Source organism: Rosettibacter firmus (genome assembly GCF_036860695.1).
GTDB classification, from domain to species: Bacteria; Bacteroidota; Ignavibacteria; order Ignavibacteriales; family Melioribacteraceae; genus Rosettibacter; species Rosettibacter firmus.
In genome coordinates this window covers 450,383-467,055 of record NZ_JAYKGJ010000001.1, presented here as the reverse complement: position 1 = coordinate 467,055, position 16,673 = coordinate 450,383, and the positions used below count along the sequence as shown (strand labels likewise).

General features: G+C 28.8%; 15 protein-coding genes. 11 read left to right on the top strand and 4 right to left on the bottom strand.

The window, feature by feature from the left end; translation table 11 throughout:
* Positions 1–14 precede the first annotated feature (14 nt).
* From VJY38_RS02020 to VJY38_RS02005, 4 genes are read left to right on the top strand one after another with little or no spacing between them, the layout of a single operon-like run.
* Entirely contained in the window at positions 15–1,664 is a 1,650-nt protein-coding gene (locus VJY38_RS02020; protein ID WP_353678998.1) for a S41 family peptidase, read from the top strand.
* The gene (locus VJY38_RS02015; RefSeq protein ID WP_353678997.1) at positions 1,654–2,523 is read left to right on the top strand and encodes a sulfite exporter TauE/SafE family protein; all 870 of its coding nucleotides are present in this window, start codon (positions 1,654–1,656) and stop codon (positions 2,521–2,523) included. Before VJY38_RS02020 ends, VJY38_RS02015 begins: the two co-directional genes overlap by 11 nt.
* Before the next feature lie 10 nt (positions 2,524–2,533).
* Positions 2,534–2,902 (top strand): DUF1634 domain-containing protein, encoded by a 369-nt coding sequence (locus VJY38_RS02010; protein WP_353678996.1) that lies wholly within the window; start codon positions 2,534–2,536, stop codon positions 2,900–2,902.
* 10 nt (positions 2,903–2,912) lie between these two features.
* A complete protein-coding gene (locus VJY38_RS02005; protein ID WP_353678995.1) occupies positions 2,913–3,200 on the top strand; it encodes a hypothetical protein in 288 nt (95 codons plus the stop codon).
* A 14-nt stretch (positions 3,201–3,214) separates the two neighbouring features.
* Here the strand turns inward: VJY38_RS02005 and VJY38_RS02000 are convergent, their stop codons facing one another.
* Positions 3,215–4,861, bottom strand: a complete 1,647-nt coding sequence (locus VJY38_RS02000; RefSeq protein ID WP_353678994.1) for an exonuclease domain-containing protein — start codon at positions 4,859–4,861, stop codon at positions 3,215–3,217.
* Positions 4,862–5,041: 180 nt separating this feature from the next.
* On the opposite strand from VJY38_RS02000, the gene VJY38_RS01995 reads away from it, so the two are divergent.
* The 6 genes from VJY38_RS01995 (at position 5,042) to aroA (ending at position 9,705) form a co-directional block, all read left to right on the top strand.
* Positions 5,042–5,845 carry a TIGR00282 family metallophosphoesterase gene (locus tag VJY38_RS01995; RefSeq protein WP_353678993.1) on the top strand — a complete coding sequence of 268 codons (804 nt, stop codon included), beginning with the start codon at positions 5,042–5,044 and terminating at the stop codon, positions 5,843–5,845.
* Between the two features lies 1 nt (position 5,846).
* Complete coding sequence (gene folD, locus VJY38_RS01990) at positions 5,847–6,752, top strand: bifunctional methylenetetrahydrofolate dehydrogenase/methenyltetrahydrofolate cyclohydrolase FolD (protein WP_353678992.1); 906 nt, start codon at positions 5,847–5,849, stop codon at positions 6,750–6,752.
* Between the two features lie 193 nt (positions 6,753–6,945).
* Positions 6,946–7,599: a deoxyribose-phosphate aldolase gene (gene deoC / locus VJY38_RS01985; RefSeq protein ID WP_353679931.1), complete on the top strand. Its 654-nt coding sequence runs from the start codon at positions 6,946–6,948 to the stop codon at positions 7,597–7,599.
* Entirely contained in the window at positions 7,599–7,829 is a 231-nt protein-coding gene (locus tag VJY38_RS01980; RefSeq protein ID WP_353678991.1) for a type II toxin-antitoxin system HicB family antitoxin, read from the top strand. The genes deoC and VJY38_RS01980 overlap by 1 nt, the downstream gene beginning before the upstream one ends.
* Positions 7,826–8,416, top strand: a complete 591-nt coding sequence (locus VJY38_RS01975; RefSeq protein WP_353678990.1) for a TrmH family RNA methyltransferase — start codon at positions 7,826–7,828, stop codon at positions 8,414–8,416. Before VJY38_RS01980 ends, VJY38_RS01975 begins: the two co-directional genes overlap by 4 nt.
* Positions 8,413–9,705: a 3-phosphoshikimate 1-carboxyvinyltransferase gene (gene aroA, locus VJY38_RS01970; protein WP_353678989.1), complete on the top strand. Its 1,293-nt coding sequence runs from the start codon at positions 8,413–8,415 to the stop codon at positions 9,703–9,705. Before VJY38_RS01975 ends, aroA begins: the two co-directional genes overlap by 4 nt.
* On the opposite strand, the gene bshC is transcribed toward aroA, so the two are convergent.
* Complete coding sequence (gene bshC, locus VJY38_RS01965) at positions 9,687–11,312, bottom strand: bacillithiol biosynthesis cysteine-adding enzyme BshC (RefSeq protein ID WP_353678988.1); 1,626 nt, start codon at positions 11,310–11,312, stop codon at positions 9,687–9,689. The genes aroA and bshC overlap by 19 nt on opposite strands.
* A gap of 167 nt (positions 11,313–11,479) precedes the next feature.
* Between bshC and VJY38_RS01960 the strand changes: the two genes are divergently transcribed.
* Entirely contained in the window at positions 11,480–12,451 is a 972-nt protein-coding gene (locus tag VJY38_RS01960; RefSeq protein ID WP_353678987.1) for an ROK family protein, read from the top strand.
* 11 nt (positions 12,452–12,462) lie between these two features.
* Here the strand turns inward: VJY38_RS01960 and VJY38_RS01955 are convergent, their stop codons facing one another.
* Together VJY38_RS01955 and porZ are read right to left on the bottom strand one after the other, a co-directional pair.
* Complete coding sequence (locus VJY38_RS01955) at positions 12,463–14,406, bottom strand: ABC-F family ATP-binding cassette domain-containing protein (RefSeq protein WP_353678986.1); 1,944 nt, start codon at positions 14,404–14,406, stop codon at positions 12,463–12,465.
* A 1-nt stretch (position 14,407) separates the two neighbouring features.
* Positions 14,408–16,615, bottom strand: a complete 2,208-nt coding sequence (gene porZ / locus VJY38_RS01950; RefSeq protein ID WP_353678985.1) for a type IX secretion system anionic LPS delivery protein PorZ — start codon at positions 16,613–16,615, stop codon at positions 14,408–14,410.
* Positions 16,616–16,673: the final 58 nt, after the last annotated feature.

Below are 16,673 nucleotides of genomic sequence, written 5' to 3'. Positions count from 1 at the left end.
TTGAAAGGAGTACTATGATGAGGAATAAAATATTATTTGCTGGAATGTTTATTCTAATATTTTCTGGTTTTGTAAGATATGATTCTGATTTTTATTTCGAGATAAATAAAAGCATCGATATCTTTGGTAGAGTCTATAAAGAAGTAGCAATTAATTATGTCGATCCAATTAATCCAAAAGAATTTATGTTAGCTGGAATTACAGGGATGCTGGAGTCATTGGATCCGTATACAAATTTTATTGATGATGTTCATCAGAAAGATATTGACATAATAACAAAAGGTAAATATGGAGGTATTGGAGCAACAGTAGGTCTAAGAAATGAAAATGTTACGATTGTAGATTTAATTGAAGGATACTCAGCTCAAAGACAGGGATTAAGAATTGGTGATGTAATTATTAAAGTGGATGATACACCAGTTAATAAAGATAATTATGAATCACTGAGTAATTTATTAAAAGGTGAACCAGGTACTACAGTTAAACTAACAATCAAAAGAGAAGGAGTAAACGAAGAATTAATATTCAATTTAATTAGAGAAGAAATTGAAGTAAAAAATCTGTCGTTTTATGGATTTGTTCCTGAGAATTCCAATAATGTTTATCTAAAATTAAGTGGTTTTTCAAGAAGTGCAGGAGAAGAAGTTAAAAAAGCTTTACTGGAATTAAAATCGAAAAAAAATATTGAATCAATAATTCTGGATTTGAGAGGTAATCCAGGAGGTTTACTTGATGCTGCAATTGATGTGTGTGAAAAATTTTTACAGAAAGGGGCATTAATAGTAACTGTAAAAGGGAGGGATAGTTCCAGTATAAAAAAATATTATTCTAATGAAGAACCAATTGCAGCAAATCCAAAATTAGCTGTGTTAATTGATGAAGGTTCTGCATCTGCATCCGAAATTGTTGCTGGTGCAATTCAAGATCATGATAGAGCTGTTATAGTTGGAACTAATTCTTTTGGCAAAGGATTGGTTCAAACAGTTATTCCACTTTCATATAATACTTCTTTGAAAATTACTACTGCAAGATATTTTACTCCAAGTGGACGATGTATTCAAAAAGTTAATTACTCTGAAAAAAATAAAGTACTTCTGCAAAATACTGTTCAATTTCAGAATGAATTTAAAACTGATAATAAAAGAAAAGTTTTTTCGGCAGGTGGAATTACACCAGATTCGATAGTTTATAATAAATCAAAATCAAAATTAATTCAGAGATTGCTTGCTGATGGAATGTTCTTCAGATTTGCAACTCATCTTTATAATAAAAAGCCTATAAATAATTTAAACGTAATTTCAGATAGCTACTTAATTCAAGAATTTAAGAATTATTTAAAAGATCAAAGATTCCAGTTTGTATCCCCAATCGAAAAAATGATTGAACAACTCAAACAATATGCAAGAGAAGAAGGATTAGGAGAGAATTTTGTAGAACAATTAAATAAAACACTCGATAAAATATCAGAGAACAACTTTATCGAAATTGATAGGTTTAAAGATGAAATTGTAAGTTTAATTAAAGAAGAATTAGCAGCAAGAACTGTTGGTAGAATAGGCAGGATTCTTGAATCATTAAAATATGATAAACAATTTGAAGTTGCTCTTTCTATTCTCAATAATTCACAACTCTATAATAAATTACTGAATGCCAATGTTCATTGATATTTTATTACTTGTCATCATATCAGCCTTTGCAGGATTATTAGGTTCATTAGTTGGGATTGGTGGTGGAATTATTATAGTTCCAGCTTTAACACTCATTTATAAAGTTCCAGTCCACAATGCAATTGCTGCAAGTCTAATATCTGTTATTGCAACATCAATAGCAGGTGCTAATAAATATGTAGAGCAAGAAATTACTAATATTAAATTAGGAATGTTTCTTGAGATATCGACTACTCTAGGAGCATTGTTAGGTGCACTTTTAGCTCTTGTGTTGCACGGCTGGATATTAAGTATAATATTTGGACTGCTGGTTTTTACGATGGCTATTTATTCTTATATAACTCGTGCAGCTGATGATTCTAATAATTTTAATACTGAGTTTAATACCGAAGACAAATTAGAAAAATTAATATCAATAAAAGATTCTTTTTATGATTTAGCATTGAATAAAAAAGTAGAATATGCAGTTCATAAACCATTAAGTGGTAGTTTTGTATCTTTATTAGCGGGCGTTGGCTCTGGATTACTAGGAATTGGAGGAGGTATAATAAAAGTTGCTGCAATGAATAGTTTAATGAAAGTACCAATGAAAGTCTCTGTAGCAACAAGCAAATTTATGATTGGAGTTACAGCAGCAACAAGTTCCACATTGTATTTTTTGAGTGGGGCAGTTGATTCGCATTATGTTGCACCTGTAGCAATAGGAACAATAGCGGGGGCAACTTTTGGAAGCAGTATAATGAATAAATTCAAGAGTAGATTTATAAAGCTTTTGTTTACAGCTGTAGCAGGTTATCTATCGATTAGAATGATTTTAAAAGGATTATCTGATGGAATGAATCTTAACATCTTTTAGAGATTATTTTATGGAAAATGCTCAATTAAATAAAACCGTATCAAGAATACTTTCTACTGGAATTTATTTGACTATATTTTTTTATGTAGCTGGACTATTGCTAATGCTCTTAAAATATGATAACTTTAATGCGGTTCAAGAAAATAAGATTCATAATTTTATTGAATTTATTCAAAATATCCTGAGGCTAGAACCAGAACCATTTTTATATTCAGGCACCATTACTTTAATAATGACTCCAATTCTGAGAGTTTTTATTTCAGTAATTTATTTCTATAAAAATAGGGATATAAAATTTTTTTATATAACATTAATTGTTTCAGTAATTTTAATTATTAGCATATTAATGGGAATATTTTTTTCATTAAAATTAGGATAGGAACAATAAAATGAGGGCATTCAAATTATTTACAAATATTAATCCATTATACATAAAATGCCCGGAATGTAAATCGGCATTAACACTTCATAGTTCTCATTCAAGAAATATGAAAGAACAAATTATAAAGAGATTGACTTTTTTTAAGATTTATAGATGTAAAGAATGTGGCTGGCGTGGTTATCTTTCAACTTATAGATTTACAAAAGATTCATTAAAAGTTTTGTTGCTCTATGGTTTAATTGTTTTATTATCAGCTTATATAATTCGTTATTTAATTATGAGGTTTGTTCCCTGATAAGGATAATTTAATTAACGATATAAAAATAATAAATCTTTAGCAAGCTCTGTTATCCCTGAATATTTACTAAGATAATGAATTTTAATTCTCTGCCTGTTTTTGCTTAACCAGCTTAAAGAAATTTTCATTTTTTCAAGATCTGCCGGTGTAACTTCATCAAAAAGATTTTTGGTACCTTCAAAATAATCTTCTAATTTTTCATCAAATAAACTTTTTTCATCAATTATAAAATTTCTAATATAAAGTTTTCCTTCAAGCATTAGAATATAATCGTTGTGCTTTGTCCCGGCAATTTCAATCAATACCTTTGCTTTATTTATGGGTTCTGAGAGTATCGAGGCTTTATGTAATTGATTCAAGATCGAATTGATTGTATCTCGTGTGGCAGCTGCTTCTTCATATTTTTTTTGTTCACTATACTGCTTCATTTTTCTTAAAAGTCTATCGATGGCAGATTGATTATGTCCACTTAAAAAATCATTCACCAGATTTAATTCGTTTTCATATTTATCTTTGATATCATAAACACAAGGGGCAAGACATCTTTCAATTTCACTTAAATAACATTTTTTCTTTTTATTGAAATCTTTATCGGTGCATTCTCTGAGTAAAAAAGTCTTATCAATTATTTCTTTAATTGAATTAGCAATATCTCTATTTGGATAGGGTCCATAGTAATCATTACCATCAAAATCGAAAGTGGATACAACTTCAACTTTAGGGTATTCATGGTTATTAGTAATTCGAATAAAGTAATTATTGGAATACCTTTTTAATAATGTGTTTAAATTTGGTTTATACTTTTTAATCAATTCGGCTTCTGCAAGAAGAGCTGTTAATTCTGTATTTGTTTTTTGAAAATCTATTCGGTGAGCTTTTCTAATAATTTCTTTTGTTTTACGGGGAACATTATTTAAAAAGTAATTGCTAATTCTCTGCTTAAGTGATTTTGCTTTCCCAATATAAATTATTTCATCTTTTGAATTCTTAAAGAAATAAACTCCTGGAGAATCTGGGATTGATGCATAATCACTTGCTAATTTCTTTTTGATAATTTTGAAAGGTTTGGATGCAGGAATATTTTGAAAATTTATGATATCAGCAACAGTATCTGCATTATGATCGTTTCGTAGATATGGAAACATTTTTAAGAATATCTTTGCAGTTGCTAAGGCATCTCCCAACCCTCGATGAATATTTTTATGACGGATTTTAAAATGTCGGGTTAAACTGCCAAGAGATTTACTTGGTAACTCAGGGAATAATCTCTTTGCAAGTTTTAATGTACATACAGTATAATTGTTTAGCATTTCCAGATTTGCATTTGCACATTCATTTCTTAAAAAGGAATAATCAAAATTTAGATGATGTGCTACTAAAATAGAATCACCTACAAATTCCTTTATTTTATAATATACTTCTTCAAAGTATGGAGCATTTGAAACATCCGAGTTTGTTATTCCAGTCATTAATGTTATAAAATATGGGACTGGTCTTCCAGGATTTATAAATGATTGAAAAGTATCTATAATTTTCCCTTTACTTATTTTCACTATACCAATTTCTATTACTTTATCTAATGATGGAGAAGTTCCTGTTGTTTCAAAATCAAATACACAATAATCAGCTTTTTCGAATGGGATTTCTTTTAAATCCATAGTTATAATTTTTTTATTGACAAATTTAATAAACACTTATTTAATTAGAGATTATAACAAGAATAAAACAAAATAATTAATGAATCGATATTAATTCTTACAAAATTTTTTTTCTTTATTTACATAGTAATTTCGTTATTCTTTCCATTTTCAATATATTTCTTATTAAAAGTTTTAGATATGGATATAAACATACTTTTTATTGGAGATATAGTAGGTCAACCAGGATTAAACATAGTAAACATGTGGCTCCCATCATTACAAAAAAAGTATAGAGCTGATGTTACTATTGTTAATGGTGAAAATGTATCTGATGGTAAAGGTTGCACCGAAAAAGAAGCCAAAATTCTTTTTGAACTTGGTGTGAATGTTATTACTGGTGGGAATCATACCTGGGATAAACATCAATCTCAAGAATTTCTTAAAAAAGATCCAAGAGTTTTACGACCACTCAATTATCCAAAAGGAACTTTTGGGAATGGATATTTTATATTAGAAACTCCAAAAGGAAAAGTGGGAGTAATTAATTTGCAAGGAAGAGCATTTATGGCTGCAATTGATTGCCCATTTAGAACAAGTGATTGGATAATTCCTAAAATTAAGCAGGAAACAAATGTAATAATTATAGATTTTCATGCCGAAGCTACAGCAGAAAAAGTTGCTCTTGTTAATTATTTAGATGGAAAAGTTTCCGCTATTATTGGTACTCATACTCACGTGCAAACAGCAGACGAAAGAATCTTTCCTAAAGGAACTGGTTATATTACTGATTGTGGAATGACAGGTCCTTATGATTCTGTTATTGGTATGAAAACAGATGCGGCAATAAATCGGTTTCTGTATCAAACTCCTCAAAAATACCAGCCGGCTGTTGATAATGTTCACTTATGTGGAGTTTTTTTAAGGATTGATTCTAATAATGGTAGAACAAAAGAAATAGAAAGAATTTTTTTCCCGGATTTTGAAAAAAAAGTTGAGCGATAAAATGGCTATATTAATCGATGGTAAAAAAATCTCAGAAGAAATTAAAAAAGAATTAAAATTAAAAATACAGGAAGTAAAAGATAAAACTGGTAAAGTACCTGGTCTTGTAGCTATACTTGTTGGTGATAATCCAGCTTCTCAATTATATGTTTCATCTAAAAGTAAAGCTTGCAATGAAATAGGTATGAATTCTAAAGTAGAAAAACTATCATCTAATATTAGTGAAGAAGATTTAATAAATATTGTAAATCAATATAACCATGATGATAATTATCATGGAATTTTAGTTCAATTACCTCTGCCTGGACATATTAGTGAGCAGAAAATCATAGAAACAATTTTACCTTCGAAAGATGTTGATGGTTTTCATCCTGTTAATGTTGGTAATCTTGTAATAGGTAACGATACTTTTTATCCTTGTACTCCTTATGGCATAGTTGAATTACTTAAAAGATATTCAATTGAAACAAAAGGTAAACATGTTGTTGTAGTTGGCAGAAGCAATATTGTAGGTAAACCTATTGCCAATATGTTATTACAAAAGAAAGATGGAGCGAATGCAATTGTAACAATTTGTCATTCAGCTGCAAAAGATTTAAACAGATATACAAAAGATGCAGATATTTTAATTGCTGCAATTGGTAAAGAAAATTTTATAACATCTGATATGGTGAAAGAAGGAGTGGTAGTGATTGATGTTGGGATTAATAGAATAGAAGATAAAAATTCGAAAAAGGGTTACAGAATAGTTGGTGATGTAAAATTTGATGAAGTAGAAAAAGTAGCATCATATATTACTCCCGTTCCAGGTGGTGTTGGACCAATGACAATAGCTATGCTTTTGAAAAATACTTTTTTAGCTTTTATAAAATCTTTAGAAAAAAACTATGGATACATCATTAATTGAAAAAATAATTTCTCAAGTGTTAATAGAAAAAGCTTTACAGGACTTTTATTGTAAAGAAGGAACCTGTGCTGGTTGGGAAAGAAATGTAATCGATCAGCCAACTGCAGTTAAAAATATAATCGAAAATGGAGCAGAAAGAATTGCAGCAGGTCCAGGCATTGGTGATGAATTGACAAATCGAGATATTGCAAAGATGATTGATCATACGCTATTAAAACCAGAAGCTACTCCAGATGAAATTAAAAAATTATGTGAAGAAGCTAAAACTTATGGATTTGCTTCTGTATGTGTTAATCCATGTTATGTAACATTATGCAGAGATTTATTAAAAAATTCTGATGTAAAAGTCTGTACTGTAGTTGGTTTCCCTTTGGGAGCAACAACAACAGAGGTAAAAAGATTTGAAGCTGAACAGGCACTTCAAAATGGTGCACAGGAAATTGATATGGTGATTAATGTTGGAATGCTTAAACAAAAAGAGTATCAATATGTTTTTAATGATATTAATCAAGTTGTATTGGTTACTAAAAAGCATAAAGGAATATGCAAGGTAATTATTGAAACTGCTCTATTAACTGATGAAGAAAAAGTAATTGCGTGCTTGATAAGCAAAGAAGCAAAAGCAGATTTCGTAAAAACTTCTACTGGCTTTAGTAAAGGAGGTGCAACCGCCAGCGATGTTGCTTTAATGAAATATGTTGTTGGTTCTTCTGTGGGTGTAAAAGCTTCTGGAGGAATAAGAACAGCAGAAGATGCTCGTTTGATGATTAAAAGTGGTGCAGATAGAATAGGAGCAAGTGCAAGTGTTAAAATAGTAAAAGGTGAATCTCAATCAGGTGGTTACTAGTGGTTTTAGATTTAATTGTTACAAAAACTGATGACGGATTTACAGCCGAAATACCTTCTTTAAAAGGTTGCGAAAGCTGGGCTCACATCGAAGAAGAAGCTATAAACAAAACCATTGAACTTTTTAAATTCTATATTCAGGCAGAATCAAATCTAAAATTAAAAATTGATAAAGCTCGAAAAGAAGGGAATAAAATTGTGTATAAAATTATATTCGATAAGAATCAATGAAAAGATTCAGAACACCTGAGAGACTAAAAAAAATTACAGCAGCTGCTACTGCAAGACAATTTTCATTAAGAGTTGTAATTGAAAATATTCATGATGCACATAATGTTAGTGCAATTTTTAGAACATGTGATGCAGTAGGTGTACCTAAGATTACTTTATTATATACAAAAGAAACTTTCCCTAAAATAAGTAAAGTTACTTCAGCTTCGGCAAATAAATGGATTGATATAGAGAAATTTGATAATGTTAATGAGTGTATTCAATCATTAAAAAATGAAGGTTTTACAATTTATGCAAGCTATCTTGATAAAAGTGCTAAAAATTTGTATGAAATAGACTTTACAAAAAAAATTGCATTGGTTTTTGGTAATGAACATCGTGGTATATCTGACGAATTAAAAATGCTTGCTGATGAATTGTTTTATATCCCAATGCGTGGAATGGTTCAAAGTTTGAATGTATCTGTAGCTGCAGCTGTTACATTATATGAGTGTCAACGTCAAAGAACTTTAGCTGGTATGTATGAGAAATCTGAATTAAACGAGAATGAACTTAATGAATTAATAGATAAATGGTGTCAAAAATGATTCAGAATTTTCATTATGTAGAAAATCTTTATGGTCAATTGTATCTACCAGGAGATAAATCAATATCTCATAGAGCAATAATGTTCTCTTCTATGGCAGAGGGGAAATCGATTGTTAAAAATTGTTCTAATGCTGATGATGTTAAGTCTACTATATCATGTTTTAAAAAGCTTGGTGTTCAATTTAAATATGATGAAGATAAAATTATTATTGAAGGAAGAGGATTTAAAAATTTCTTAAAGCCAGATGGTGAATTATATGCTGGTAATTCAGGTACTACAGCAAGATTATTAAGTGGATTATTATGTGCACAGAGTTTTGAATCAATAATTACTGGTGACGAATCACTTTCCAAAAGACCAATGATGAGAGTTGTAGAACCACTCAATTCTATGGGAGCAGATATAATTGCATCAGAGAAAGGAACATTACCACTGATAATCAAGCCTTCAAACAAATTACATCCTATTAATTATAAAATGAAAGTTGCAAGTGCTCAGGTTAAAAGTGCAATTATATTATCAGCTCTTCATCTTGAGGATGAATCGATAATTATAGAGCCAGTTCCTACAAGAAATCATACAGAAAAATTACTTGGACTTAAAACTGAAATATCAGATGAAGGGACAAAAATTTTTGTATCCAAGAAAAATTATCCAACTTGTATTGATATTACTGTACCTGCAGATATATCAACAGCAGCATTTTTTATTGTACTGGGTTTGCTATCTAAAGATTCAAATATTCTTATTGAAAATGTTTCTCTTAACGAAACGAGAACTGGTATCCTTAGTGTATTGAAATCAATGGGTGGCAAAATTTTTATCGAAAATGAATTAATTGAAAATGGAGAAAAGAAAGGTGATATAAGAATTATGAGCAGTGATTTAAAGAATGTTGATATTCCTGTTGAATTGATCCCAAATATAATTGATGAAATTCCAGTTCTTTCAATTGCTGGAGTATTTGCAGATGGGAAATTTAAAATAACAAATGCTAAGGAACTTAGAGTAAAAGAATCTGATCGCATAAAAGCTTTGTGTACTAATTTTAAAAATGCTGGCTTGAATGTTAACGAATTTGAGGATGGATTTGAAGTATATGGAAAAGTAAATGTAAAAAAGCCTGTATTTGAAAGTTATGGTGATCATAGAATTGCAATGGCTTTTGCAGTTATGTCAATGCTGCTTGAAGAAGGAGGTGATATAAATAATTTTGAGTGCGTATCTGTATCTAATCCAGAATTTTTAAATCAATTGGCAGCATTAGGCTATAATTCTAAAATCTGATGCTCAAATTTGTTAATTGCTAATTCGTTATAAATCCATTTTAGAATATCAAAACCATATTTATTTGCAAAATATATAAAGTTTAGTTCTCTTTCCTGTAAGTTATTATTTGGGTAAATAATATTTCGCACTTTTGTAATCTGGCGTATAGTTATTTCGTGTTTACTTTTTTCTAATTCCTGTGCTTTATTTTTCAAGTAAGATAAATTTTCTTCCATTCTGATCTTGGTTTTATTTGTTATATCGGATAATGATTTATCAACTTTAACTAAATTTTCTCTTAATAGTGACATTAATTGTTCAAGATTATTCAGTGTATCTTCAAATAATTTATTTATATCGATGTTAGAATTTTGATTTACGATTTTTGTTATCAGTTCATCTTCGCTTGTAAAAAGATTGATAAAATCCAAGTTATATTTTTCAAGAACTGTTTTAATATTTTTTTCTACAATTGTAGCAGAAGCACGTGGATAAATAATTGGTGGAATAATATTATAAATTTTATAAAGTGGTGTTAGCTGTGCAAAATAGCTAATCTCCGATGGCCCGGCTACATAAAATGCAGTAGGGAATAGATAATCCTGGCATATTGGTCTAAGTAAAACATTTGGACTGAATTTTTCAGGATTTTGGTTGAGTTGATTTAATAATTCTTCTTTTGTGAATCTTTTTCTTCTCCCTTTTAATCGATATTCATCGTCAACAGGTTCAATTAATAATCTCTCATTATTATCTATATAAAATAAATTAATAGGTTTAACTTTTACCTGAGCGTGATAAATTTCTTCGAGTTCAGCACTCCTATCTACAAGTTCTAAAGTATGATTTCTGTAGTTTATAATTTCTTCTGAAAAAATTGGTGATAATAATTTTTTTATCTCTGGTTCAAGCGGATTAAAGACTATTAATCCATACTCATCGAATAGCTTTATCATTAGATTTTTAAATGCATCTAAAAAAGTTGTATTGGGTTTATAAAATGCTTTTAAAAATTCTATTATAGAATTTTTGAATTCTGTTTCTCTAATATTTATCTCAATTTCTTTATATATATTCTCCAGGTTGTTGTCAAAAAATTTATGGCCTATACTACCACGATTAATTTCTTCTTCAAGTCCATCGTTATATTTTAGAGTGATTATATCGTTGTTATTATTAATTAATGTTATTTTTCTCACTTCTTCAAAATCGTGGTCATCTCCTTCGAGCCAGAAAACCGGGACAAACTGATAATTTTCGTATCGCTCTTTTAAGTAATTTGAAAGTTTAATTGCAGTAATAGTTTTATAAATTGTATAAAGAGGCCCGCCAAAAATTCCTAATTGTTGTCCTGTGCATACCACAAAGGTTTTGTTGGAATAAAGTGCTTCGATATTTGATTCAGTTTGTTTGGATATTTTAATATTTTGATACTGTTTTTTTATTAAGTTAGCTAATTCTGTACGGTGAGGACGGTTATAATTTTCTAATTCATTAAATAATTTTTCGTACGACTCAATATCACGAAAATTATTTCTATAGAATTTTTTTACATTATCAAATTCGTAAATATAATCGAGAAATAAATTTTGATAACCGGGAATATCAGAATAGTTTATATACATTCAAAACTCCATTTGTTATTTAAAAATAATTTACCTTTCCATAGAATTACATTTATATTTGAAAGTAAATAATAACTTTTCTTGTATGTAAAATAATTTATTTAAACTTTATAACAATTTAATAAAATTTTAGTTACACTGAAATTTAATATTTTTAAGAGGAGCTAATGGATAAAAGTTTTTTAATCTCAATTGATTTAGGTGGTACAAAAATTCTTTCTGCACTTATCGATAGCCAGAATAAAATTGTTGACAGATTAAAAGTCCCAACTGAAATTAATAATGGAACAGATGGATTAACAAACCTGATTTCAAATTCAGTTAATGATTTGATTTCTAAAAATAAGTTAATGCAAAAAAATATTAAAGCAATTTGTATAGGCGTGCCAGGAACTGTTAATCCTTTTACAGGTTTTATTTCTAATGCTCCTAATTTAGGTATTCAGAATTATAACATAAAAAATGCACTTTCTAAACATCTTTCTATTCCAATATTAGTAGAAAATGATGTTAATCTTGCAGGACTCGGGATTAAAAAATTTGAGTTTGATGATAATGTTAAAAATATGTTGATTGTTTTTATTGGAACCGGGATAGGGAGTGCTTTATTCTTTAATGGTCAGTTATATCGTGGTTCTACATTTTATGCTGGAGAAATTGGTCATATGCTTGTTAATAAAAAAGGTTACTTTTCTTCAAAGAAAACATTAAAGACATTTGAATTAACAGCAAGCAGGTTAGCAATTGTAAAAGCAATTAAAAAAGAAATAAAAAAAGGGAAAAAAAGTTTATTGAGTGAATTAATATCTACTGGTAAACCTATAAAAAGTAAAGATCTTGCTTATGCTGTTGAACAGAATGATCTTCTGACAGTTAAACACGTTTCTAAAGCTTGTGAAGTTATTGGAACAGTAATTGGCAGTTTAACTACTTTTCTAAACTTTGATACAATTGTATTTGGTGGAGGTGTTATTGAAGCATTGCAAGATTTTATGATGCCTTTAATAAAAGAAGCATTTCATAATTCTGTAATTGTAGATTGTGGAAAAGAAACGAAACTTGTAGCAACTAAATTAGGTGATGATGCAGCATTGTATGGTGGTATATCACTTTCGGAAGAATTATTACCTGGTAAATAATGAACTTAATATTATATTCTAAATTGTTTTTCGATCTCTTCTAATAGATTATTTAAATCTTCCCATCTCTTATATTCGTTATTTAATAATATTTTTATTTTTTCATATTCATTATTTTTTTCTTTTGCCAGTGTTGGATTGCTAAATATTTCATACTTTGTTAAATCATTTTCGAGTTGGGTCTTTAAATTTTCTAATTTAATAATTTCACTTTCACAGAGTTCTAACTGTTTTCTTAAATCTTTAGTGTTGTTATACTTTTTTTGTCTTAATTCAGCTTCAATTCTTTTCTGTTCTTTGCGTGATGCTTTATTTGTGATTTGTGGGGACTCAGAATTTTCAATTTCTGATTCTTCATTTCTTTTTTGAAGATAATATTCAATTCCACCATAATACACTTTGAGTTTGTGATTTCTTATTTCGTAAACCTTATTTACAATGGGTTTTAGAAAATCGATGTCGTGTGAAACTATAATTAATGTCCCTGTAAAATCAACGAGAGCTTTTTGCAAAATTTCTTTTGAGTTATAATCTAAATGATTTGTAGGCTCATCTAAAATAATTAAGTTACTTTTTGTTAATAAAAGTCGAGCTAAAGCAATTCTACTTTTTTCGCCACCAGAAAGAACTTTTACTTTTTTGAAAACATCATCACCAGAAAAAAGAAAAGCTCCAAGTAAATTTCTGATTTGACCTGGAGTTAATTCATCATTAATTTCTTCGAGTGTATCAATTAAATCTAAATCTGGATTCAAGCTATCTGCTACTTCTTGTTCGTAATAAGAAATTAATGTATTGTATCCATAAATAACTTTGCCAGAAGTTATATCAATTTTATTCCCGATAATTTTTGCTAATGTAGTTTTACCGGCTCCATTTGGACCAACTATTGCAATTTTTTCTCCACGTTCAATTTTTATATTAATGTCTTTTAGGACTTCATTATTGTTGTAACATTTAGAAACATTGATTAATTCTAATGGAATAGCTCCACTTTTAGGAGGCTCGGGGAATTTTATTTCAATTTTTTTCTCTTCTTCTAATATTTCTATTGTTTCAAGTTTATTAATTTGTTTAATTCTACTCTGTACCTGACGTGCTTTTGTTGCCTTGTATCTGAACCTTTCTATAAATTTTTCAATTTCCTTTATCTTTTTCTCTCGATTTTTTTCAATTGCTCTTAGTTTTATTTCTCTTTCTTTTTTGAAACTGAGATATTGATCGTAAGTACCAGGGAAAAAATTAATTTGTTTATTAAATATTTCGAGAGTTTTGCTGGTAACTTTATTAATAAAATCTCTATCGTGCGAAACAATAATTAATGCACCTTTGTAATTAATTAAGAAATCTTCTAACCATGTGAGTGTATCAATATCAAGATGGTTTGTTGGTTCATCAAGTAGAATTACATCGTTATCACCAAGTAAAATTTTAGCAAGCTGGATTCTCATCTGCCAGCCACCAGAAAATTCATCTGTTAATCTTCCAAAATCTTTTTCTTCAAAACCTAATCCTATAAGTATTTTCTTTATTTTTGATTCTACATTATAAAAATCAAGATTTTCTTTTTGATAATGTAATTCACCGAGTGTTTCAATTAATTCTATGCGATCATCTTCAGAAATGTTATTTGAATTCAACGCAGAAAGAATATCTTTTTCTTTTTCGTTTATCGATTTTAATTCAATTATAGAAGATTTTACTTCGTCGAAAAGTGTTTTGCTGTGAAATGAAATTAAATCCTGCGGGAGATAACCAATTCTAATTCCTTTTTGTTTAATTATTTCACCGCTCTCAGGTTTTTCAAGACCATAAATCAATTTCAAAAAAGTTGATTTCCCTTTACCATTAGATCCCACAAGAGCTATCTTATCATGTTTACCTATTTTAAGATTAACATTTTCAAATAAATTTTCACCTGTAAATTGAATCGATAAGTTTTTTATATCAATCATTTTATTTTCTGATTACAGCAATTTTTCCAGTTGCTACATTATTTGCTTCTTCATCATATGCAATAATAATATAGATACCACTTCCTACTAAATTACCATTTGCATCCGTTCCATCCCATAAAGCAATTTTTCCCCCGGGAGTTTTAATACTTTTAATTAGGTTCCCGTTTATATCAATAATTTTTATAAGAGAATTTCTTATCAATCCATCTATTGTTACGTAATTATTTTTCCCTTCTAAGGTGAATGGATTGGGATACACAAAAAGTTCATTGAAACTATCAACTGGTTTTATTGAACTTGTTTGTATCATTACCAGACCATAATCTGTACCTATATACACTCTACCTTTTATTTCATCAATGGCTATGCTTCTAATATCATCATCTGGTAATGGACTATTACTTGATGTATAACGTTCTAATAGTTGCAAACCATCGGATGATAATACAAAAATACCATTCTTTGTACCAACCCATTTGAGATCCAGAGCATCGACTGCAATACAAGTGATACTTTGATTTCTTAATGATGGTATTGTGATATCTGAAATTCTTGGATTTGAAGGCTCGGGAATAAAATTCATGCCTTTATTAGTTCCAATCCAAAGCTGACCTCTTTTATCTACTGCCAATGCGGTAACAACCTCTGATATTAAACCATTGTTTGTGCCTAAATATCCATATTTGTCATCATTAAGATTTTCAAAAGTTCCGTTTTCATTAAAATAATAGAGTCCAAGTTGACCTTTCAACAGTAAGAACCATTTTGTGTCATATTGATCTATTACTAATTTAAATATTACATCATTTTCTGTTAATGTTGGATTAATAAATGAATAACTATACCATTTTTTTTCTTTTGTAAATACACTTAATAATTTTCTACTTATAGTTTCTGAATTTGCAATCCACACATTTCCTTTTGAATCCTGTTTAATATCTGGTATTGCGATAAAATTTGTGTCTTTTGAAATTCCTATAAGAGGACTATTGTCTTTTTTGTAAACTTCAATATTGCCGTCCTTAAAAATTGTAATTCCATTACCCCAATTTGCAAGATAGATCGTATTATCAAATCCAGCGTATACATTGAAATAATCGTTTGATGGTAGTTGTGGATAATTTTGTTTATTGAATAATGTCCACTTCTCTCCATCAAATTTCATAAAACCAATACCAGCTCCATCTTTACCTGTTGCTACCCAGAGATTGCTATTACCATCAACAGCTAAATTGATAAACAAATTTTTAGGTGGACCTTCTGGTGATATTTCCTTAATTGTGTTCCCATTTATTTCAATTAAGCCTTTGTTAGAGCCGATATAAATTTTTGAATTACCATAAATTACAGAAGTAAATGTACTGGAAAAATCTTCGTAAATTATTTTTAATTCATTATCAGAATATTGATATAAGGAATTATTTGTAATTATAAAAAGATTATTTCCGTTTGCATAAATATCATTAACATTATTCTCTTGAAGAAGAAATGAATTCCACTTATTATTTTCGAATAAGAATATTCCATTATCAGTAGCAATTAAAATTTTATTATTCCACTCTACAATTTTATTTATCGAAGAAGCTGGAATATCACTATAAAGTTTAAAAGTAAGCCAGGATTCTGGTGCAGATAAATTGATAGTGCCTGGCTTTTGAATAGCAATGCCATTAACAGTGCATGCATAGATTAATGAAGTTTTTATAGCAGATTTAATTTTTAACTCTGAAGGAAAATCTCCCAATTTCAAAAAAGTATCATAAAGAAAATAGTTTCTGGAGTTTATTAAAACCAATCCAAAATCTGTTGATACAATAATCGTATCACTTTTTGTATAAATATTATTAATTCTTTTTTGTGATTTACCAGATTTATAAATATCAAGTATGTTTTTTACTGATTGCTCAATGGGATTATATGAAATTATGTATCCTTCGAAAGTACCAAACCATATTTTACCATCGTTATCAACATTTATTGCTGTCAAAATCTGGCTATTTAATTTTTCTGCTTTTGTTAATGTAATGATAGATTCATCTAAAAAATTATATTTAAATGCTCCTCCTGTAGTAGCAGCCCATATTCCATCATTTGTTTTTGTTATTGCTTGAACATCTTTCATATCGGAAAAAATTTTCCATTCACCAATATTTTGAGCTTTTAATGAAGACAATAAAATAACTGATATTAATAATAAATTTTTCATAAATCCTCTTTGATTAAGGATATAATTTCACTATTAGGAATAAACTGTTTGTCAAATT